Consider the following 20,770-nt stretch of genomic DNA (forward strand, 5'->3'; position numbering starts at 1 on the left):
TCTCGTGCCGACTGACCGTGTGTCGGCGGCCATCGGTTGACGTGGTTGGTGACGGTCAGGAGCGCGTCGCTGCCGTGAGGGTCAGCTGGTTGCACAGGAGGGCCAGTGCGACGACCGCACCGAGAAGCACCCAGCCGCTGGAGGAGACGTCGGAGTCACCGAGGAAGAGGGTGGCGGCGACCACTGCCGCCAGGCCGGCGGCCCCGCCGACCACGGCCGCCGCGCGCCGGACGCCGCGTACCGGAACCGGGCGGCGCACCGCGAGAACCACGGCCGCCGCGGTGACAGCGGCCACCAGGTACAGCGTCGCGTCCACCCACCAGGCAGGCGCCCATGATCTGCCGTGCCAGACCAGCAGAGGGCAGAGCAGCAGCGGGCACTCGGCCATCAGTCCGAGCAGCACGGTTGTGGTTCGGTCGGCGTTCTTCGGTCGAGCCTTGTCGCTCACGTGGGACCCCCGTCTCCGCGCGTACTATACACAGCCCGAGCACGGCCGTTCGGGGCGGACCGCGAGTACTGGCGTACCGTCATGCGCCGCCCTCGACGACGCCCGAGCCCCCCGTCCGCGCCGCTGCCACGCCCCCCGGCCTCGCCGCCACCGCGCCGTACCGGTGCTCGGCGCGGCGCTCAGACCGTGAGGTAGACCAACCCGCCGAGCCCGGCCAGTGAGCAGTACCAGGCGAACGGCTTCAGCGTGTGCGTCCTGAAGTACCTGCTGAGGAAGTGCACGGCCGCGTACCCGCCCACGAAGGCGAGGGCGCTCGCGATCGGGAGCTGTGCGCCGAGGTCGGCGCCGCGCGCGTCGATCAGCGCGGGCAGTTCGAACAGGGCGGCGGAGCCGATCACGGGCGCGGTCAGGAGGAACGCGAAGCGGGCCGAGTCCTCGTGGGACAGACCGTTGAGGACGCCGGCGCCGATGGTGATCCCCGTACGGCTGATCCCGGGCAGGAAGGCGGTGATCTGCGCTGCTCCGATGCAGATCGCCTGTCGGTAGCTCAACTGGACGATCCGACGGTCCGACTGTCCCTCCGCGGAGAGGTGCCGGTCGCCCGGCGCGACGTACGGCTGCGCCCGTCGTCGGCCGGAGCCGTCGCGCCGGAGCACCTCGACGCCGAACAGCATGAGGCCGTTCACGGTGAGGAACACGGCGGCGGGGACGGGCTTGCCCAGCACCGCCTTGAACACCCCGCTGATGGCCAGCCCGGCGGCACCGACGGGGGCGGCCCCCGCGATCACCAGCCAGGCGAGGCGCTGGTCCGGGTCGCGGATCATCCGCCGGCGGACCGAACTGCACAGGCCGCGCGCGATCCGCGCCCAGTCGTGCCGAAACCTGAGCACCAGCGCCAGGGTGGTGGCCAGGCGCAGCCCGACCAGGACGGCCAGGTACGGCGAGCCCGGCGCGGAGACGTCGAGGTCGTGCCGCCAGCGTCCTCCGATCAGAGCGGGCAGCAGGATGCTGTGGCCGAGGCTGGAGACCGGGAACAGTTCGGTGACACCGTTCAGCAGGCCGACACCGACGGCCTCGGGATAGGTCAGGAAGGACATGTTCGACGACGACTTTCGCAATCGGCGGGAGGCCCGTGCACGGCCTCCGCACGAGGGTGACGCCGCTTCCCCCGTCCCCCGGCGGAGCGAGGGTACTACAAGATGATCTATGTATTCCGCTGTCTCATCGGTGGTCACGGCCTGCTGCGCAACCGAGTTGACGCACCGACAGCGACCGGAGGTGTCGGCGTCGTCGGGATCTCCCCGCAGGCAACGAGGCCGCACACCAGAGCAGTTGGCGCCTCCCACCGGGTATCTCCGCGGCTTGACGTTCATCGTCGTGGCCATCGGCGTGGCTGCCCAAGCAGCGCCCGGCCGGAGAGCCGACGACCGCCGGGCTCAGTGCCTCCTGGTCAGGTGGTCCAGGACCGTATGGCCGCGGGTCGTCTGCCAGCGTGAGCGTGCCTGCTGAAGGACCGTGTCCCATTGCTGGCGCACCTCGTTGTCCGGCGGTCGTTCGCCCCGGCCGATCCTGTCGAGCTCGTCCCTGACCTCCTTCCCGAGCGCCGCCGAGCCCACGATCGCGAACATGGCTCCGAACAGGGCGGAGAGCATGGCGAAGACCGCCCCGATCGCGCCGTAGCGGTTCGTGTAGGAGTTGAAGAGGTGGGGCAGGTAGACGCTCATGGCCACCGAGTAGCCGGTCAGCAGAGTGGCCCCGATGATCCCGAACGGCACGAGGTCGAGCCACGGGATCCGGCCGGCGGACAGGAGCCGACCGCTCCAGATGAGGAAGGCGGCGGTCAGTGGTGCCTCCACGACGGCTGCGACCAGTTCCAGCGGTCGGTGACCGAGAGCGGCGTGCACCCAGCTGCTCAGCGCGGCGTACACGGCCAGCAGCGCGATCCACTTCAGGCCGTTCACCGTGTTGCGGACACTCAACGGCTGGAGTTCCCAGCCCTGCTCGAAGAGCCGCTGGGCGGCCCGCGCGAAGCTCAGCACCGAAACGAGGAGGAAGGCGATCCCGAAGAGCCCCGCGGTGGTCCACCCGCTCGACGGGGCGAGCATCTGGCGTACGGCTTCGGCGCCGGCCCCGGTGAGGCCGTAGCGGTCGATGACGCGCTGGGCGACGTCCTTGCCGCCGAAGTGGGTCACGAGAGCACTGCAGAGGATGGCCAACGGCACCAGGGCCGTCAGTGCGGCGGAGGACAGGGCCATCGAGCGGTCGAAGCCCACGAGACGCTGGAACCGGCTGACCACGCGCAGCGCGAACGCCGGGCGGAGCCAGAAGGTCGCCGTCCTCAGGAGAGTCTCGCGGCTGATCCGTCTCGTGTGGCCCTCCGGAGTAGCGGTGTGGCGAGGCTGAGCAGAAAGGAAGCGAGGGAAGTCCGGCAGGTCCGTGCAGGCCCTTCGAGCCAGTGCGGCGGACCGTCGCCGGAGTGATCCTCGCGCGGTGGGTGCTGCCCGGGCCCGGCAACCCGCCGGGCGAGTACCCCGATCCGCTCACGGAATGCGCTGATCTCCCCCCGGGGGGACGTCGAGGGCGGCGCCGATGCCGCCCGCCGCCGGCCGGTACTCCCGGTGAAGCCCCTCCGGCAGGAGTGCCGTTCTGGCTGACACGGTGAGCACCGTACACGAAACAGACAGCGAGGCCGCCGATCTGACAGTTCCCCAGCTCGTCCGGGACAGGTGGGGGAGCGACCTGTCGGACGAAGGGCTGCTCCAGCGGTTCACCGAACCGGGCTGGACCTACCAGGAACAGCTGCCCCGCCGGTGCCCCGACTGCGACCGACCGCTGCACTCGCTGCGCCGCCCGTACGAGTCCGGCGGCCGCCAGTACCGGTACGTCGCCGTGGTCTGCCCCGTGTGCCCCCGCGCGTTCACACTCGCCGACCTCGGCGTGAAGACCTACGACAAGCTCCTGCGGACCGCGCCCACGGCGTCGGCGGCGTCCACCGCCCCCACTGCCCCCGTGCCCCGACGCACGAAGGCCGCTCCCACGATGACGGTCCGCGCCGCGGCCAGGCTGCTGGCCGGCCTCGACACGGGCCCCTGCCCGGCCGGACCGGGTGTGACGGTCACCGCGGTCCGACTGCCGAACCCCGCCCGGGAACCCGCACCCGCTCACCGATCTCACGCCTCCTGGACGCCCGGGCCGGGCCGCAGGCCTTCCCCGAAGTGTGATCCCCGCCACATTCGCCGCACGGCAAACAGAACGGCGGTTCTGTATAGTGAGATCACAAGAAGAACAACGATTCTTTTTACAGGAGGTGTGGTGCCTCGACTCACCGACGCACGCAAGGAACTCCGGCGCGCCCAGATCACCGAGGCCGCCGTACGCTGCTTCAGCCGCAACGGCCTGGAGCGGACCTCGATCGCCGACATCACGGCCGAGTCCGGCCTGTCGACGGGCTCGATCTACGCCCACTACCGCAACAAGGCCGAGCTGGTTCAGGCCTCGGCCCACGCGGTGCTCGCCAAGCGCGCGGAGGTCCTCGGCGAGTACGCCGGGAGCGACACCCCGCCCGACCCCGACGAACTGCTCGCCTGCCTGATCGCCGGCATCGACCCGGTCGAAGCCCGGGTCGGCGTGCAGACCTGGGGTGAGGCAACCAACAACCCGGCCATCCACGGCATCGTCGTCGACACGATCGACCGGATGCGCGCGATGGTGCACGACAGCGTCACCGCCTGGCTGGTCAAGGTCGAACACCTCGAGTCGGCCGAGGCTCAGGAGCGCGCCACCCCGATCGCCCACCGCGTGCAGAGCCTTTACCTGGCCCAACTGCTGTATACCGCCCTGCAGTCACCGGCCGAGGAGACCGCGCCATGACCACCCTGACCGCTCCGTTCGCCGGCCGCACCGTTTTCCGGGTCGGCTACGGCGCCCTGCAACTCGAACGCCTGCACCACAACCGCGGCGAGGCCGTCGCCCTGCTGCGCCGCGCGGTCGAGCTGGGCGTCGACCACGTGGACACCGCCCAGTTCTACGGCTTCGGGTTCGCGAACCAGGTCATCCGCGAGGCGCTGCGCCCCGAGGGCGGCGTCCTGGTCGTCACGAAGGTAGGGGCCGACCCCAACCCGGGCGGGCCTCTGCCACTGCGTCTCGCACAGCGCCCCGAACAGCTTCGCGCCAGCGTCGAGGACAACCTGCGCAGCCTCGGCGTCGACCGGCTCCCGGTGGTCAACCTCCGCCGGCTCGACTCCGGCCCCGGCCTGCGCCCGCACGGCGACCAGGTGGTCGACCTCGACGACCAACTCGAAGTGATGACCGCCCTGCGCGACGAGGGCAAGATCGGCGCGATCGGTCTGAGCAGCGTCACCCTCGACGGCCTGCGCCGCGCCCTGCCGGCGGGCATCGCCTGCGTGCAGAACGCGTACAGCCTCGTCTCGCGCGACGACGAGGACATGCTGCGGCTGTGCGCGGCCGAAGGCATCGCCTGGGTGCCGTTCTTCCCACTCGGCGGGTCCTTCCCGGGCCTGCCCAAGGCGACCGACGAGCCGGCGGTGCACGCCGTGGCCGCATCCCTGGGCGTCACACCCTCCCAGGTCGGCCTCGCCTGGCTGTTGCACCGCGCCCCCAACGTGCTGCTCATACCCGGCACCGCCGACCCCGCTCACCTGGAGGCCAACACGGCCGTCGGCGCGATCACTCTCGACGCCGCCACCCTGGCCACCCTCGACGCCATCGAGTCCCGCTCCGCCGAAGTCCCCATCGGCTGACCAGTCCCCCGACCAGGACGGAATCATGAAAGCCATCGTCTACCGCGACAACGGCGGCCCCGACGTTCTCCGGCTCGTCGACCGCGACCTGCCCGTGCCCGGCCCCGGCGAGGTCCGCGTCCGGGTAGCCGTGTCCGGGATCAATTCGACGGACCTGCAGGCCCGTTCCGGCCCCGCCCGTACCAAGCAGTTCTCGGAGGTCACCCCGCACCTGGACGGCGCCGGTGTGATCGACGCCGTCGGTGCGGGCGTCGACCGGAGCCGGGTCGGCCAGCGGGTCTGGTTGTTCATGGCTGCCGCCGGGCGGCCCACCGGCACCGCCGCCGAGTTCACCGTCGTACCGGGCGAGTTGGCCGTGCCGCTGCCTGACGAGACCGGCTTCGACGTCGGCGCCGCGCTCGGTGTCCCCGCGCTGACCGCGCACCGCGCGCTCACCGTCGCCGAGGACGGCCCGCGCCGCCTGCGGCCGGGGGCGCTGGACGGCGCGGTCGTGCTCGCCGCGGGTGGGGCCGGGGCGGTCGGGCACGCCGTGATCCAGCTCGCCCGCTGGGCCGGCGCGACCGTGATCAGCACGGTCAGCGGAGCGGAGAAGGCCCGACTGGCCACCGCCGCCGGCGCCCACCACGTGGTCAACTATCGAGAGGGGGATCCGGCCGCCGAGATCCGCAGGATCGCCCCGGACGGCGTCGACATCGTCGCCGAAGTGGCGCTCGGCACGAACATCGCACTGGACCTGGCCGTGCTGCGAGCGCGCGGCACGATCGCTACCTACGCCAACGACGGCGGCAAGCCGGTCGAACTGGACGTGCGGCACAACATGGTGCTCAACACGCGCCTTCAGTTCCTGGTGCTCTACACGGCCGGTCCGCAGGCGCGCGCCGCGGCCGCCGAGGACATCGCCGCCGCGGTCCGCGACGGCGCCCTTCCGGTCGGCGAGGAACACGGCCTGCCACTGACCCGCTTTCCGCTCCACCGCACCGCCGACGCGCACCGCGCAGTGGAGAGCGGCACAGTCGGCAAGGTCGTGGTGGACATCACGTCCTGACGCCACAGTGCGCCCCACCTCGCCGTGACGGCAGATCCCGCCCCGGACCGGCGCTGTCAGCTGGCGGCGGCAGCGTGAAGTGCGTCCAGGAGCGCGGTCTGTTGCTCGGTCGGCTTCCCTTCGGTGCGGGCCTTCGCCTGCTTGCGCAGCCACGCGCCAGGCCGGAAGGACGGGTCGTCGCCCAGGCCGGTGCGGTTGACCGGGCCCGTGACGGTGCCGCCGGCGCGGAGGTAGCCGAGCATCCGGCGGTAGGAGCGGTTCCGGTCGGAGTCCAGGCACCACAGCGGGTCCGTGGCGGCGAGCTCGGCGCCCAGGCCGCGGTCGAGCTCGTCGGCCTTGCGCTGCCGGCAGGTTCACTGCAAAGTCCCAGTGGTCGTGTGAGTCTGCGGGTCGCGGCGGTGCGAGGAGTACGGGCCGGGCCGTCACGAACGCATCGAAGCTCCGGTTGAACGGGGTGACCTTCCCAAGTCGCCTCGCACCACCGGAGCTTCGATGTGCCGCCAGTCTGGCACCGTCTGCCTGATCAAGTCGCCCGCTGTGGAAGGCGTGGCGGGACTCCCGGCACAACAGCACGCCTGCCGCCCACCTGCCGGCCGCGATGATTGGCGACGACCGCAGGGAGAACCGCGTGACCGGAGCCCTCACCGTTACCGACCTCGGACTCGACTTCCCCCCACGTCGTCCAGGCCGTGCGGATCCTGCGCCATCGCACCGACCTCAAGACCGGGACCGTCAGCCGCCAGACCATCTACGCGATCACAGACCTGACCTCGCAACAGGCCTCGCCGTAGCGGCTCGGCCACCTTGCCAGGTCGCTGCGACAGCCTTGCCCCGGCGCCGGCCACCCTGCCGCCTGTCGGTGAGAGATCGACGGCGTCGGTCCGGGTCATTGCCGGGTTTCCCGATATCCGCCCCGGAACCGGGGACGTCGAAACAATGGCGGCGGCGCCCGGCATGGACAGGGGGAGACGAAGCGGCCCGCCGGGTGTTCCGGCGGGCCGTTTTCGAAGGGGCGGCAACGGCTAATTCCTCCTGATCACCTTGCCGGCGATCGAAACGAGCATCTGTACGTTCTTCAGCGTTCCCTGCGCGTTGAACCCGTGGGCTTGGTGATGGTCGTCGTGGATGTGGAGGGTGTGCTCCAGCTTCCCATCGGCGTCGTAGATCTCCACCGTGTACTCGTGGTAGTCGACCATGGTTCCCCCAGTTCGACGGTGACGCGTCCCTTGGCGAAAATCAAAGTACCAGCGGGGAAGAAGCGAGTCAGTATCAAGCGACTGTTGTGCGTGGGGCATTGACGGCGCATCGAGGGGCGTATTCGGGGGCGCGGGGCATTCATGCCGTGAGCATGACGGCGAATTCCGGTCCGGGCGATTGTGCGGATTTCACCGGCGCTTTTGACGTGCGCCGATCGAAATCGTCGGAAGGCGCTGTTCTTCGCGTCCCCGGACACACGGCCCGAGCGGTTCCGGAGTCCGGGCCCGCCGGTGGTGCCACGGTGTAGCGTCACCGTGGGGGCCGGAACGGCGGTCGGAGGTCTGTGACATGGCGACAGCGGTGCTCACCCGGTTGACGGACGAGTGGCGGCGGGCGGCGAACCGGCACCTGACACCGACCAAGCGATCGCTGGTGGTGATGTGGGCCGCCTTCGGCACCACCTTCGGCACGGTGCGGGTCATCACGCACGGCATCAGGGGCGGCTGGCTGCCCTGGGGCGATGTCTCGGCGGGCGGAAAGCACCTGCACCACTACAACATCGGCATCGCGGCACTGGCCGGGGTCGGCCTGGTGGCCGTCCGCGGCGACGAGCAGGCGATCGGCCACCCGGCCGTGGCCGCCGTCTACGGCGCGGGTGCGGCCCTGATCACCGACGAGTTCGCGCTGCTGCTGGACCTGCAGGACGTCTACTGGGCCGAGCAGGGCCGGGTGAGCGTCGACGTCTCGTTCGGGGTGCTCGCCGTGCTCGGGGGCTACCTGACCGCCGCGCCGTTCTGGCACGAGATCGTCAGGGCCACCCACCGCCGGCTGACCGCCGGATGAGGATCCGGCCGGCGAAGGTGCCGGGGCGGGCGTAGCCGGTCAGCGGCGACGGTTGAGTGGTGCAGCCGTGCAGGCGGGCAGCCGTGCAGCCGTTCAGCGGTTCAGCGGTTCAGCGGTTCACCGCCCGCATCCCGTTCTCGTCGTAGCGCTCGCCGGCCGCCTCGGGCACCTCGGCCTCGATGCGGGCCAGGTCCTCGTCGGTCAGCTCGACGTCGACCGCGCCCGCGTTCTGCTCCAGGTAGGTGCGGCGCTTGGTGCCGGGGATCGGCACGAGGTGCTCGCCGCGGGCAAGGACCCAGGCGATCGCCAGCTGGGCGGGAGTGACCTGCTTCTCCGCGGCGATCTGCTTGACCTTCTCGGCGAGCCGGAGGTTGGCCGCCAGATTGGCCTCGGTGAAGCGCGGGTTGGTGCGGCGGAAGTCGTCCTGGTCGAGCTCGTCGGGAGAGCTGAAGCGGCCGGCGAGGAAGCCGCGGCCGAGCGGGGAGTACGGGACGAAGCCGATGCCGAGCTCCCGGCAGGTGGGGAGCACCTCGGCTTCCACGTCCCGGGTCCAGAGCGAGTACTCGCTCTGGACGGCGGTGATCGGGTGGACGGCGTCGGCGCGGCGGATGGTCTCCGCGCTCGCCTCGCTCAGCCCGATGTACCGCACCTTGCCCTCGGCGACCAGTTCGCCGAGCGCGCCGACGGTCTCCTCGATGGGTACGGTCGGGTCGACCCGGTGCTGGTAGTACAGATCGATGTGGTCGGTGCCGAGCCGCGCGAGCGAACCGTGGACGGAACTGCGGACGTGCTCGGCCGAGCCGTCCTGGCGGCCCACTGTCGACATGTCGCCCGGCACGGCGCCGTCCATCCGGTAGTTGAACTTCGTGGCGATCACGTACTCGTCACGGTGTCCCCGGACGGCCTCGCCGACCAGGGACTCGTTGGTGAGCGGTCCGTAGACCTGCGCCGTGTCGAGGAAGGTGATGCCGAGGTCCAGGGCGCGCCGGATGGTCGCCACGCCCTCGTCCTGGTCGGCCGTGCCGTAGAAGGCGGACATCCCCATGCAGCCGAGGCCGATGGCCGACACCTGGAGGTCCCGCAGACTGCGCTGTCGCATGTGGCGTGCCGGCCCTTCGTCTCGTTCTTCCCGTCGACCGAGGCTTCTCCGCCGCCTGCTCCGAGCGGACCGGCCGGGCCTCGTGCCCTCGGAGAGGACCTTACGGTGCCGGTGCCGTCCGGTGGCGGACCGGCACGTCGGGTGCGGACTGCTTGTGCGGCGATGACGCGACGCTGTGGGCGGTGCTGGGGCTCTGGGCGGTGACCTCGCCCCTCGCGGTACTGGTGGGTGGCGGTTGGCTGGTGTGGCGGTCCGTCCTGGCGGGCCGGTGGTCGGCGCCGCCATGGCCGCCCGTGCTTGATCTCCCGGTCCGCGCTGTGGCCAAGAGCGCCCAGGGCAGCGCGAAGATCTCAGATCTTCCGCCGTCTGCTGCCCGCCGTTGTCGAAGGCGGCGACGACCTGGCCGCGTCCCGGCCCCGGCCCGAGATTGCCCGAAAACCCGTGCCGTGTTCACACTATCGATGTCATAGTCGGACGTTGTGTGGACAACGCTTGCGCCGCTCATCGGCGTCCTGCTCGGCGGGCTCATGTCAATGCTGGCCCAGCGCTCGGCAGGACGCGCCTTGGAACGCGGCGAGGTGCGCCGCAGTGCTCGTGAACGTGCCGAGGCGCGCCGCAACGAGCGGCTTACTCACCTCATCGAATTTCTGTCCGCGGTGCAGGAAGCCGAACGAGTCGCGGTGGATCGGTATCACCACAACCTGGCTGACGAGCAGTGGCAGGCCCGGGCGCGGCAGGTCCTTGACAGGGTGTGGGTGATGCAGAAGACGATCCACCTACTGTGCGCATCCGAGGTCAGCGAAGCGGCCCGCAGCCTCGCGTGCGCAGTGCAGGAGGTGATCAGGAAGGGCCCCGAAGATCCGGAAGATCCGCAGGACGAGAAGGTCTGGGCGCACATCCGTCCGAGCCGACAGGCATTCCTTGATCTCGTGCGCGACCAGCTGAGTTGAACCCCGGAGCGATTCGGCAGCTGTCGTGAGCGACCCGGGACACGCAGCACCAGCTCCGGCCTCCATTGCGCGGCGAGCGTCATCTACTTCGCCGGCTTCTCAGGGGATGCGAAGCCCGCCTTGGCGCGGGAGGCCTGCATGTCCACTGATCAGCAGCACACCCCCGAATAGCCCCTTGGCCCATCGACAAGCTGATCACGATCACTTCGGAATGACTCGTTCAGATGCGCGACTTCCGCACCGAGTGCCACACCGCGCCGGACAGCGCCAGCGTGGACCGCGGCACCGACAGGTGCTCGTGCTCCCGGTACAGCCGCCAGTTGTGCTCCACCAGCGCCAGCTTGTTCGAGGACAGCGACCCCGCCCGGCCGGCCCGGTAGACCGCCAGCGGTTCCTGCAGACCCCGGGCGGGGTGCCCGTCCCTCATGATCGACAGCCACAGCGCGTAGTCCTGCCGCTTCGGCATGTCCGGCATGAGCCTCGTGCCCAGCGCCGTCCGGTCGTACATGGCGGTCAGCGCCCCGATGTGGTCCTGCACCAGCATGTCGCGGTACGTCACGCGTTCCCGTGCCGCGACCACCCGCCCGTTGGGCGTGAAGTCGCAGGCCTCGCCCGTGTGGTCGCCATCGACCTTGTAGTACGAGGTGAACGTCAGCGGGGCATCGCCCCCGGCGGCGAACGCGAGCTGCCGCTCCAGCTTCTCCGGGAGCCACATGTCGTCGCTGTCCAGGAACGCCACGTACTCCCCTCGCGCCCGGGCCAGGGCGAGGTTTCGGGCCCTGGCCGCGCCGCCCTGTTCGGGCGCCGCCTGCGGGAGCACCCGCTCGTCCCGGCGGGCCAGGTCCTGCAGCAGGTCCATGGAGCCGTCGGTGGACGCGTCGTCGGTGACCAGCAGTTCCACGTCCGCGTGGGTCTGCGCGAGCACGGAGCGCACCGACGCGCCGAGAGTGGTGGCCGAGTTGTACACCGGCATCACCACGGAAACCAGGGGCACTGCGTGCTCCTTACCAGCTTGGAGTTGCACATGAGGATGTTGTCGCGGGGCAAGGCTACGCGGGACCGCCGCTCGCCGTGCGCGCCGCCCGGGTGGGCCGTCGCGTCGTCGGCCGCGTCGCGGACCTGCGCCGCCGGCACAGCCACCGGCAAGAAGCAGCGTCCACGCCCAAATCCGGTGGACAGCGTCGGGATACTGCCGTCATGGCCGTCACCCAGCAACTCGCCCGAGTCCCGGCGGAGTACCTCGCCGCCTGCCGTCAGTCAGCCGATGAATCGCACGACGGAGCCCATCACTGGGATCCGTCGGCCGCGGACTGTCTGGATCTGGACTGGGCGCCGTCCATGCTGGAGCGTGCCTGCGAACTGACCCGACTCGACGCTGTTCACCTGGAGGCGCTCAAGCGCGCGACCGACGGCGACCGCGGCATCGATGTGGACTTCCTCAACGCGGGCCCGGACCCGATCGCCTTCTTCAGCAACTCCACTCCGACGGCCCTCTGCGCAGAGGCAGTTGCCGAGGTGTCGGTGCTGCTCGGAGAGATCGACATCCAGGCGATCCTCCGGTCGGTCCTGGACAGCGGCAAGGGTTCCGAGCTCGGCTACGGCTTCATCGGCGATCCGACGGAGTACCTGCTCGGCCACTTCGGTGCGTTGCGAGAGTTCTACGCGGAGGCGGCCCGGAGGGGTCTCCTCGTCGTGGAGTGGTTGGACTGACCGCGCGCCGGCTTGGCCGCGTTCGGCTCGCTCCCGGCGCCGCCCGCATCCGTACGTAGGCCCTGCGTCGCGGAGCGTTCGTCGGCAAATCCGTCCGTTCACTTCTGGTAGGTGCGCTTCCACCGTGCCAGATGCTGCCGATCGCCCTGCCCGGCCCCGTTGATCCCGGGGAAGGAGAGCAGGCCGGCGCCGTTGTTCCACAGGCCGAGCAGGTCGCGGTGCAGTGCCCAGATGCCGTGCTCGGTGCACAGGTCCTGGGCGGGGCGGGTGAACCGGGACGTGGTGACGAACACGGCGACCTCGGCGCGGTGATGCCGGAGTGCGCCCATCAGGTCACGGATCTCCCGAGCGGGGATCGCGTTGCCCGGCGCGTACCTCTTGCACTGCACGATCATCGTCCGGCCGTCCGGCAGGACGCCCTTGATGTCGGCGCCGTTGTCGCCCGCCCCGCCGACCCTCTCCACCCGCGTGCAGCCGTCCCGCCTGCACAGCGCGGCCACGAAGTCCTCGAACTCGGTACCGGTCATCCGGTCGACCTCGGCCAGCGTGCGATGCCCGGCCGCGACGGCGTCCCTCTCCCGCCACCGCCGGTCCTCCCGCCGGGCGGTGCGGTCCCTGCGCCACAGCATCCAGCTGCCGGCCACGACGCCCGCGACCGCCGCCGCGACCACGACGTACACCCACACCAGGTGCCAGAAGACGACCAGCAGCACGGCAGCGACCAACCCGCCGATCCCGAACACCTTCAGCCTGGCCGCCCGCCGCCTGGCCGTCGCCGACCTGCGCTTCCTTCCCATCCCCGCCCCCTCGCGTCCGCCGGATCCGACCTGGCATCCCTGCCCCACCGACAGCCGGAGCGAACGCCCTGGAAGCCCCCGGCTGAAGCACGCCAGGCACTGCGAGCGCGCCGCAGCTTCCCTGCTGCGCCCATGACTCGGGGGCGCGGGCGTCCTGCGAGATGCTCTCCGACGAAGGACCGGAAGGTGTGACCGGGCGGTGGTCGGAACCAATGCCCGGGCAGCCGAGTCCCTTATGCAGGAAGGGAGTTCGGGTTCGACGTCGATGGGGGCCGGGATGCGTCACAGGTGGCCGACCGACCAGGAGCTGCGGCAGACCTTCCACGAGGAACTGGAGCGTGTGCTCGTGCGCGGGGGCCCGCGGTCCTGCACCAGGTTGGACGAGGACACCAGCGAGGCGCTCTGGGCGATCGCCTCGGCGGAGCCCGCCGACCGCAAGGCTTTGGTGCCGGCGGCCTACCGGGCCTTCGCCGGCCGGCTGGACGGCAGCAACGCGGCTCGCCGGCACGAGGACCAGGAGCGCTGGTTCGAGGAGCGCGAGCAGCGGCGGCAGGGCAAGGCGGGTGCGGCGCCGGGTCCACTCTCGTGACGATCGGGTTCGGGGTGTTGAGATCGTGCACGCAATCTTGCCGCGTTCCTGGCCTGCATCGCCGACCGTGAACCGTATCTCCGACTCGCGGCCTGACGACCGGAATTTCCGGCCGCGTGTACTAGGATCCGCCACTAGCATCACTCGGTCGACCGTTGCTCACCCAATTGGTAGGAGACCCGATGATCGGCGTGCTCGTGACTTTCACGCAGACCGAAAAGTTCGATCGTTCAACTGTCGCAAAGATTGCCGGCGAACTCCGCGGACCGTTCGAAGGCATGCCCGGCCTTCGCTTCAAGAGTTTCATGCTCGACGAAGACGGGCTTCGGGCAAGGAACTTCTACGTGTGGGATGACGAGGAGAAAGCCCGCGCCTTCTTCACGGAGGAGATCGTCGGCAAGGTGACGGGGATCTATGGCGTCCCGCCCACAATCGAATTCCTCGATGTCGTGGGGTTCGTCGACAACTCTGGCGCCTGATTCTCGAGGAAGCTGTCGCGCAAACCCTTGATGCCCCGGCCGATTTGTACCATCTGGGTGCGCCGCAGAGCATCCATACATGGTGATCGAGGTCAACCGCTGCTGCGGCCCGGACGCCCACGGGGCGAAGGCGATGCTCCCCCTGCTCGCTACTCCTCCCAGGCGCTTTGTCCCGGCGGTCCGAGCGGAGCCAGACCGGTCTGCGCCAGGGGCTGTGCGGGGCCAAGAACGGGGTCGATCTCGGTCAGGATCTCCTGTAGCTGACGAGCACCCATCGCAACGCGGTCGTCAGTGCCCCGCGAAATCTCCTCACACAACAGGATCGCGTTGTCCCGGTCGTCGGAGAAGATGCTGAACACATCCACGACTGCGGTGTGGATCCACTCGCTGTGATTCTCGTCGGCGACTGCCAGTGCGGACGCGACTATCGTCAGACCGACCCTGTCCTTTCGCCGAAGCACGGCTTCCGCGGTCACCCGGGTGACGAAGGTGTCATCCGGATCGAGCATGAGGTCCAGCAGCGGCCCGAGGGCCTCCTGCATCTCGGCGAAGCCGGCCAGGCCGTGACCGGCATCGGCCCGGTCCCGGTAGTCGTGGCTTCGCCCGAGCTCGCCGAGCGCCACGACAGTTGCATGCCGCCGGTCATTGTCCACTGGCCCACCCCTCCCAGGAATTCCGGTCAAGGTACCACCGAGGAATCCTCTGAGTGATCGCCAGGACAGGCCTGCAGTCGAGGTGGCGGTGCTCATCGTCGACGGCTCGAAATTCGAGGCCTCGGCCTCCATCAACCTGACCGACCCCGACTCGAAATGGCGTCACCCGGACCGGATGATGATTGCGACTCGATAGTGACGGTGGGGTGCCGGCTTCGGTACCCGGTTGTTGCCGTTCGTGCGGAGTCCCGGTGTGCCGGGGCGGGAATGAGAATGGGACGGGGGAATCGATGCTCGGGGAGGCGTGATGAAGCGCAGGGGGCGGCGCCGGGGGGCGGGGACGATGATGCTGGCGGCCGGGGTGGCGGTGGCGGCGTGTACGGGGCAGGGCGGCGGCGGGGAGGTTCCGGTGCCGCCCGTCGAGGGGCCGACGCCGACCGGGCGCGGGGTGGTGCTTTCGGATCCCGCCCCGGCCTCGGCGCAGTGGATCGTGGACTACCTGGCCACGCCGGGCACCAGCCCGGCCGCGTGTCCGGTGCCGGCCCTGGAGGACCTGATCGTGTTCGACAGCGACGGCCGCGGTCGCAGCCGCGCGGCCGTGGTGTGGCTGGGGGAGGGGGCCCTGGCGTGTCTCGCGGTGATCGACCGCTCGCGCGGCGGCACCGGGATCGCCGCCACCGACGAGCTCGGTGCCCTCGCGGCCCAGGAGACGCCGATGGGGATCGGGGCGAGCACCACCCTGACGTTCTTCACCGTCTTCCCCGGAGATGCGGGGCAGGTCGTGATCAGGGATGACGACGATAACGTGTTCGCGGCGTTGCACCAGCGAGTGGTGGACGTCGGCGGCGGCCGCAGGTTCACATTCGTCGAGTACGCCTACCGCAACCCCGTGCGCGTCGTGGCCTCGGCTGACCCGTCGGTCTCGCCCCTGTCGGCCCGGGCACGGGTGTGTCCCGCCAGTGGCGGCACGTGCCGCCCGGCCGGCTTCGCCATCCCGTAGGGCCACCAGGAGAGGACCCGTTACTCCACCGCGCCGTCGACGTTCGCGCTCAGCAGGCCGGGCCGCGCCGACGCGGCGTTCACCGACCGGTGCGGCCGAGCCTGGGCCAGGCGACCGCGCCCGCCGCGGCCCGGGGCGGACCCTGGCCGGCGCGTTTCGACCATGCTGCCCGAGGCGGTTCCAGGGCGGCTTCGCGGGCATGTCGGTCTCACGACCCGGCATCGATCAACTCACGGAGCGCGGCCGCATCGTGGTGCCGAACGCAGGGCGGGCCGGCCGTCCCGCCCGCGAGGGAAGAGGATCGCGCAGCCTGGCCACATACCGCCGGTAGGCCCGCGCTTCGGCCGAGGCGCCCTCGACGGCGGCGAGGCGGTCAGGGAACATCGCTCCCCCCGCGTGCAGTTGGGCATTCGTCCCGAACCGGTTGCCGTGCAGACGGCCTGTGACCAGCCGGCCCTGGTTCCGGGGAACCAGCCTGGACCGGCCGGCCACCACCGGGCCGCGGTTGACCTGGAACCAGATCTCGCGCCGGTTGCCGAACAGCAGGACACTCTCGCGGAGATCACCCACGTCGGTGTACACGTCGAAGTCCCAGTCGTCCGGAGCTCCCCCCGAGCCGTAGGACCCGCGCAGGTGGTGCACGAACCGGGGCAGGCTGACGGGGGCGCCGAACGGAATCACCGCGTCGGTCCAGGGCTCACCGGCGATGAAATAGATCCTGAACTCCAAGCCGTACAGCCGTCCGCGGACCTTCTTCTTGATGCAGAGTGAGAACGTGTCCGCGTCGTCATGGTGGGAGCGGTTCTCCGGGCGGACATGCTGACTCAGGTGCTCGAACGACAGGGTGTCCCGATCAGCCGGCAGGCCGGGGATCCGTTCGACCGAGCCGTGTTGCAGATAGAGACACATCAGGTCCACCGGATGTGTGTCGTGGGCCAGCCGGGTAAAGAATCCATCGGAAAAACTGTCCCGCAAGGTGTCTCCAGCCGTCCCGCCCTCGGCTACGTCGTGGGCACCGAGGTAAATCTACGGCCTTCGGGGCCGACGAAACAGGCGGTTTCGGCGAGCTCGATCTCGAAGCCGTGGCTCATCCGCGTCATGGTCCGGGACCTGAAGCGGAGGGGGACCAGCGGCGCGGTCCGGCGACGTGCCTGCTCAACTTGAGCACCCCGAGGTCGATCCGTCCGTGCCCGTCCTCGCCAACTCCCGTCCCTCCGAGGCCGATTCGGGCTCGGGTGCGCGGATCCGGCCCGCCGCGCCCCCGCTGTCCTCTGTCCGAACGAGAGCATCTATCCGAGCGCGAGCATCGCCTCGGTGACCTCGTTCACCGCCGTCTCGGGGATCGCGGTGGCGGCCTCGTCGAGGACGAGCAGCCGTGCCCCGGGGATCGCGCGGGCGATCGCCTCGCCGTTGCCGACGGGGAAGAACCGGTTGCGGCGGCCGTGGATGACCAGCGTGGGGACGCCGATCCCGGGCAGGCGCTCGCGCCAGCGGGGTGTGCAGTCGAGGCCGGCGAACACCGTGCCCAGCTGGTTGGCCGTGTGGACCGGGGGCGCGGTGCCGGGGGTGCGGTCCCAGATGCGCGCGGCGGTTGCGCGCGCGGTGACGGGGTCGTCGCCGAGGATCTCCGCGCCGGTGGCGGCGAACGCAGCGACCGCCCCGCGGTCGCTCCAGTCGGGCATCGGGCGCGCGAACAGCCGGTCCATCGTCGCCCGGTCGTGGCCGGGGAGGTCGTCGTCGGGCGGGCCGGGGGCGACCGGGCGGGTGCCGACCAGGGTGAGCGCCGAGAACGCGTCCGGGTGGTCGAGCACGGCCACCTGGGCGACCATCGCGCTGACGCCGATCCCCGCGAGGTGCGCGGGAGCCCCGCCGAGTGCGTCGGCGAGGGCCGCGGCGTCGGCGGCGAGGTCGCGCAGGGTGTAGGCGGGTTCCTGCGGGTCCGTCGTGGTGGACTGTCCGCTGTCGCGCAGGTCGTAGCGCACCGCCCGGCGTCCGCCGGCGGCGAGACGCTCGCAGAGCGCGTCGGGCCAGGAGAGCATGGTCGGCCCGCCCACGAGCAGGACGAGTGGTGCGTCGTCGTCACCGAACGACTCGATGGCCAGGGCGGTCCCGTTGGCGTTGACAGTGGTCATCGGGATCACCGGAGGTCCTCGTGTCCGAGGCCGCGGTCGGGTGCGCTCATGTCGCCGGTGCGGGGTGTGCCGTCGGCGAGTCCGTAGCGCAGGTACACGGTGCCCTGCGGGCCGGCTGCGGGGGGCTGGAGGAGGGTGACGTTGGTGGGTACCGTGCCGCCGTCGAACACCTTCTTCCCGACGCCGAGCATGATCGGGTGGACCCAGAGGTCGACGCGGTCGAAGAGCTTCTCGCGCAGGAGGGTCTGTACGAGGTCGAGGCTGCCGACGACCTTCACGTGCTCGTGCCGGTCGCGGATCTCGCGCACGGCGGCGGGCAGGTCGGGGCCGAGCTGCGTGGAGCCGGCCCAGGGCAGGTCGGGCTTGCCGCGGGAGGCCACGTACTTCGGGACGCGGTTGAACAGCTCGGCGATCGGGTTGTCCGGTCCGCCCTCCTGGTGCGGCCAGTGGGCGGCGAAGATGTCGTACGTCCGCCGGCCGAGCAGCAGGGCGTCCGTTCCCTGGTACGCGGCGAGGATCTGTGCGCCGGTGGTCTCGTTCAGCAGGGGCACCTGCCAGCCGCCGAACGGGAACCCCGCCGGGTCCTCGTCGGGGCCGCCGGGTGCCTGCGCGACGAGGTCGAGCGTGGTGAACAGCTCGATGTGGATGAGGCCCATGTCTGTACTCCCGATGAGTGGGTCGTCCGTCCTGGTCGAGATGTAGACCTGCCGGGGCCGGAAAACTCATCGCCGCGCGGGCACCCGGTTTCCGTACCCGCCTGCCGCCTCGCTCCGCGCACCGCCGACCGCCTCGCCCGGCACACCGCTGACCGCCGTCACCGCGTGCCGGGTTGGCAGGTCAACCGGCTGCGGGCCGCAGATTGTTGATGAGCAGGCCGAGGGCGAACGCGAAGCGGTCGGGTCCGGTGCCGGAGATCAGCTCGGCGGCATGGCGCCGGGTCTGCGGGAACTCCTCGGCGGGCAGTGCGGTGAAGCGGTCCAGCAACTCCTCGTGGCTGAGCACCCATTCCTGCTTCTGATCCTGGTCCTGGTGCCGGCGTCGTTGCCGGACCAGCGACTGCTCCAGTGCATAGGCGCTGACGTAGAGGGACAGCGCGTCGCGGGCCCATCCGGCGGTCCTCGGTTCGATGCCGCCCGCGAGCAGGATCGCCAGGATTCCTTCGCCGACCCGCAGCGTTTCCAGGTTGGTCGGCACCGCGGCCAGTGCGGCGCGCGAGACGCCGGGGTAGTCCAGGTACAGGTCGCGGATCCGGGTGTACACCCCGAGCAGTTGTTCGCGCCAGGCGGCCGGGTCCGGTTCGGGGAGCACGACCTCGGCGTAGAGCCTGCCGATCAGCAGATCGTCGATGTCGTCCTTGTTGACGATGTGCGCGTACAACGACGACGGACCGGTGCCCAGTACGGCGGCGACCCGGCGGATGGTCAGTGCGTCGTACCCCTCGGTGGCGACGACTTCCAGGGCGGCGTCGGTGATCCGTTCGACGGTGATCGGCTTCTTGCGTGGTGCCGGTGCGGCGGCCTCCGCTGCGGGTTGGGCGTGGCGGGCGGCGCGGCGTCGGTGGGGATCGGCGGACATGCCGACCACTATACGTTGACTCGATCTAAGTTCGTTGGGTAGAACTTAGATCGTCAGGGCGAACTAAGTTCGTACCGATGTCCCGGAGGTGTGTGATGCGAGTTTCCGTTGTCGGAGCCGGTCTGGGAGGCCTGGCACTCGCGCAGGGTCTGCGCGGTGCCGGGATCGAGGCCGACGTGTTCGAGCGCGACCCGGGGATCGCCGCACGGTTCCAGGGCTACCGGCTCGTGCTGGACCCGGCCGGCTTCCAGGCGGTGCGCGACTGCCTGCCGACCCGCCGGCACCCACTGCTGGACGAGATCGTCATGCACGCCTCCGCCGAGCAGCTGATCCTGGACCCGCAGCTGAACGAGATCGGCAGGCTCGGCGCGGGCCGGACCGGCATCGTGGTCGACCGGCAGGTGCTGCGACACCTCCTGCTGACCGGCCTCACCGTGCACACCGATGCCGCGCTGACCGGCTACGACGTGCCGGCCGACGGCAGCGTCCGAGCCCGGTTCGCCCGCCGCGACCCGTCCGCCGCCGAGCTGCTCGCCGACGCGGACCTGCTCGTCGGAGCGGACGGCGTCACCTCCGCGGTCCGCGGGGTGCTGTCGCCGCAGACCACCCCGACCGACACCGGCGTCCGGTTCGTCATCGGCCGCACCCCGCTGACCGACGAGTTCGCCGGCCTGTCCAAGGCCTACGGCTCGAAGATCACGGGCGACGGCGTCAGCCTGCTGCTCGGCGCGATGCGCTTCCGCACCCCGCCGAAGCAGGCCGCCGAGCAACTGGCCCCCGACGTCACACTGCCCGACATCGGCGACTACGTGCGCTGGGCCATGATCCTGCCGCCGAACGACTCGATGGGAGACCTGACCGCGCAGGACGCCGTGCTGTCCAGGACGGAACGCTGGCACCCGCAGCTGCGCGCGCTGATCGAGCAGGCCGACCCGGACAACAGCACGCTGCTGTCCATCCGGGTGGTCAAGCCCGGCCGGCGCTGGGCACCCGGCCCGGTGACCCTGCTCGGCGACGCGATCCACGCCACCTCCCCGACCGGCGGCAACGGCGCGAACACCGCGCTGCGCGACGCCGACCTGCTGCGCCGCTGCCTGATCGAGGCCGACGAAGGCCGCCGGGACCTGCGCGGCGCGGTCGACGACTACGAGCGGCAGATGTTCGAGTACGGCGCCGAGGCCGTGCGCAGCAGTCTTGAGAAGCTGCCCGCCTTCGCCCCCGGAGCGAAACTGTCCTGAGGTCGGAATCCGCCGCGTGCGACCGACCCGACCCGACCCGACCCGACCCGATCCGTCGCCGGTGCGGCATCGGGCCGCAGCCAGGGGGACGTCCACGGCCGGGAGCAGCAGTGATGGCCCACCTGGTCGCCGTGTCGGCCGGGGGTAGGCTCGGAGGCCCGCAGCGAGCCCTTGCAACGGGGATCCGAGTGGGGCGTGCGACCCTCGGTTGACGGGCGGAATGGTTCAGCGGTCGGCTCCGGGAGGCTGCGGCTC

Annotated in this window: 23 protein-coding genes; 10 read left to right on the forward strand and 13 right to left on the reverse strand. The window is 70.7% G+C overall.

The features are described from left to right. Positions 1-55: 55 nt before the first annotated feature. The 3 genes from ABTY56_RS31465 to ABTY56_RS31475 form a co-directional block, all read right to left on the reverse strand. Complete coding sequence (locus tag ABTY56_RS31465) at positions 56-448, reverse strand: hypothetical protein (protein WP_350632759.1); 393 nt, start codon at positions 446-448, stop codon at positions 56-58. A gap of 179 nt (positions 449-627) precedes the next feature. Further along, positions 628-1,545 (reverse strand): undecaprenyl-diphosphate phosphatase, encoded by a 918-nt coding sequence (locus ABTY56_RS31470; protein WP_350632760.1) that lies wholly within the window; start codon positions 1,543-1,545, stop codon positions 628-630. A gap of 339 nt (positions 1,546-1,884) precedes the next feature. Further along, positions 1,885-2,745 carry a YhjD/YihY/BrkB family envelope integrity protein gene (locus tag ABTY56_RS31475; protein ID WP_350632761.1) on the reverse strand — a complete coding sequence of 287 codons (861 nt, stop codon included), beginning with the start codon at positions 2,743-2,745 and terminating at the stop codon, positions 1,885-1,887. A 1,015-nt stretch (positions 2,746-3,760) separates the two neighbouring features. On the opposite strand from ABTY56_RS31475, the gene ABTY56_RS31480 reads away from it, so the two are divergent. From ABTY56_RS31480 to ABTY56_RS31490, 3 genes are read left to right on the forward strand one after another with little or no spacing between them, the layout of a single operon-like run. After that, entirely contained in the window at positions 3,761-4,318 is a 558-nt protein-coding gene (locus tag ABTY56_RS31480) for a TetR/AcrR family transcriptional regulator (protein WP_350632762.1), read from the forward strand. Further along, positions 4,315-5,208: an aldo/keto reductase gene (locus tag ABTY56_RS31485; protein WP_350632763.1), complete on the forward strand. Its 894-nt coding sequence runs from the start codon at positions 4,315-4,317 to the stop codon at positions 5,206-5,208. The genes ABTY56_RS31480 and ABTY56_RS31485 overlap by 4 nt, the downstream gene beginning before the upstream one ends. Positions 5,209-5,233: 25 nt before the next feature. Continuing rightward, positions 5,234-6,253 (forward strand): NADPH:quinone reductase, encoded by a 1,020-nt coding sequence (locus ABTY56_RS31490; protein WP_350632764.1) that lies wholly within the window; start codon positions 5,234-5,236, stop codon positions 6,251-6,253. Positions 6,254-6,309: 56 nt separating this feature from the next. Here the strand turns inward: ABTY56_RS31490 and ABTY56_RS31495 are convergent, their stop codons facing one another. Then, a complete protein-coding gene (locus ABTY56_RS31495) occupies positions 6,310-6,495 on the reverse strand; it encodes a hypothetical protein (RefSeq protein WP_350632765.1) in 186 nt (61 codons plus the stop codon). 780 nt (positions 6,496-7,275) lie between these two features. After that, the gene (locus ABTY56_RS31500) at positions 7,276-7,449 is read right to left on the reverse strand and encodes a hypothetical protein (protein ID WP_350632766.1); all 174 of its coding nucleotides are present in this window, start codon (positions 7,447-7,449) and stop codon (positions 7,276-7,278) included. A gap of 349 nt (positions 7,450-7,798) precedes the next feature. On the opposite strand from ABTY56_RS31500, the gene ABTY56_RS31505 reads away from it, so the two are divergent. After that, positions 7,799-8,293 (forward strand): hypothetical protein, encoded by a 495-nt coding sequence (locus tag ABTY56_RS31505; RefSeq protein ID WP_350632767.1) that lies wholly within the window; start codon positions 7,799-7,801, stop codon positions 8,291-8,293. A 109-nt stretch (positions 8,294-8,402) separates the two neighbouring features. On the opposite strand, the gene ABTY56_RS31510 is transcribed toward ABTY56_RS31505, so the two are convergent. Further along, entirely contained in the window at positions 8,403-9,392 is a 990-nt protein-coding gene (locus ABTY56_RS31510; RefSeq protein WP_350632768.1) for an aldo/keto reductase, read from the reverse strand. 479 nt (positions 9,393-9,871) lie between these two features. On the opposite strand from ABTY56_RS31510, the gene ABTY56_RS31515 reads away from it, so the two are divergent. Further along, a complete protein-coding gene (locus ABTY56_RS31515; RefSeq protein WP_350632769.1) occupies positions 9,872-10,342 on the forward strand; it encodes a hypothetical protein in 471 nt (156 codons plus the stop codon). Between the two features lie 220 nt (positions 10,343-10,562). Here ABTY56_RS31515 and ABTY56_RS31520 read toward each other — a convergent pair whose 3' ends face one another. Next, positions 10,563-11,336, reverse strand: coding sequence for a glycosyltransferase family 2 protein (locus ABTY56_RS31520; protein WP_350632770.1), 774 nt, complete (start codon positions 11,334-11,336; stop codon positions 10,563-10,565). Between the two features lie 203 nt (positions 11,337-11,539). Here ABTY56_RS31520 and ABTY56_RS31525 point away from each other — a divergent pair, with 203 nt between their 5' ends. Then, a complete protein-coding gene (locus tag ABTY56_RS31525) occupies positions 11,540-12,052 on the forward strand; it encodes a DUF1877 domain-containing protein (protein WP_350632771.1) in 513 nt (170 codons plus the stop codon). A gap of 98 nt (positions 12,053-12,150) precedes the next feature. Here the strand turns inward: ABTY56_RS31525 and ABTY56_RS31530 are convergent, their stop codons facing one another. Next, on the reverse strand, positions 12,151-12,849 hold the full coding sequence (locus tag ABTY56_RS31530; protein ID WP_350632772.1) for a restriction endonuclease: 699 nt from the start codon (positions 12,847-12,849) through the stop codon (positions 12,151-12,153). 277 nt (positions 12,850-13,126) lie between these two features. Here ABTY56_RS31530 and ABTY56_RS31535 point away from each other — a divergent pair, with 277 nt between their 5' ends. Continuing rightward, on the forward strand, positions 13,127-13,438 hold the full coding sequence (locus ABTY56_RS31535) for a hypothetical protein (protein WP_350632773.1): 312 nt from the start codon (positions 13,127-13,129) through the stop codon (positions 13,436-13,438). A 182-nt stretch (positions 13,439-13,620) separates the two neighbouring features. Next, a complete protein-coding gene (locus ABTY56_RS31540) occupies positions 13,621-13,917 on the forward strand; it encodes an antibiotic biosynthesis monooxygenase family protein (RefSeq protein ID WP_350632774.1) in 297 nt (98 codons plus the stop codon). Between the two features lie 149 nt (positions 13,918-14,066). Here ABTY56_RS31540 and ABTY56_RS31545 read toward each other — a convergent pair whose 3' ends face one another. Then, complete coding sequence (locus ABTY56_RS31545; RefSeq protein ID WP_350632775.1) at positions 14,067-14,570, reverse strand: hypothetical protein; 504 nt, start codon at positions 14,568-14,570, stop codon at positions 14,067-14,069. A gap of 409 nt (positions 14,571-14,979) precedes the next feature. Here ABTY56_RS31545 and ABTY56_RS31550 point away from each other — a divergent pair, with 409 nt between their 5' ends. After that, complete coding sequence (locus ABTY56_RS31550; protein WP_350632776.1) at positions 14,980-15,570, forward strand: hypothetical protein; 591 nt, start codon at positions 14,980-14,982, stop codon at positions 15,568-15,570. 225 nt (positions 15,571-15,795) lie between these two features. Here the strand turns inward: ABTY56_RS31550 and ABTY56_RS31555 are convergent, their stop codons facing one another. The 4 genes from ABTY56_RS31555 to ABTY56_RS31570 form a co-directional block, all read right to left on the reverse strand. Then, a complete protein-coding gene (locus ABTY56_RS31555) occupies positions 15,796-16,545 on the reverse strand; it encodes a hypothetical protein (RefSeq protein WP_350632777.1) in 750 nt (249 codons plus the stop codon). A 314-nt stretch (positions 16,546-16,859) separates the two neighbouring features. Continuing rightward, positions 16,860-17,702 carry an alpha/beta fold hydrolase gene (locus tag ABTY56_RS31560; RefSeq protein ID WP_350632778.1) on the reverse strand — a complete coding sequence of 281 codons (843 nt, stop codon included), beginning with the start codon at positions 17,700-17,702 and terminating at the stop codon, positions 16,860-16,862. A 5-nt stretch (positions 17,703-17,707) separates the two neighbouring features. Then, positions 17,708-18,358, reverse strand: coding sequence for a dihydrofolate reductase family protein (locus ABTY56_RS31565; RefSeq protein WP_350632779.1), 651 nt, complete (start codon positions 18,356-18,358; stop codon positions 17,708-17,710). 181 nt (positions 18,359-18,539) lie between these two features. Further along, positions 18,540-19,277: a TetR/AcrR family transcriptional regulator gene (locus tag ABTY56_RS31570; RefSeq protein ID WP_350632780.1), complete on the reverse strand. Its 738-nt coding sequence runs from the start codon at positions 19,275-19,277 to the stop codon at positions 18,540-18,542. Positions 19,278-19,372: 95 nt separating this feature from the next. On the opposite strand from ABTY56_RS31570, the gene ABTY56_RS31575 reads away from it, so the two are divergent. After that, the gene (locus tag ABTY56_RS31575) at positions 19,373-20,515 is read left to right on the forward strand and encodes an FAD-dependent oxidoreductase (RefSeq protein WP_350632781.1); all 1,143 of its coding nucleotides are present in this window, start codon (positions 19,373-19,375) and stop codon (positions 20,513-20,515) included. Positions 20,516-20,770 lie beyond the last annotated feature (255 nt).

This window comes from Kitasatospora sp. NPDC097691 (assembly GCF_040302665.1).
GTDB lineage: Bacteria > Actinomycetota > Actinomycetes > Streptomycetales > Streptomycetaceae > Kitasatospora.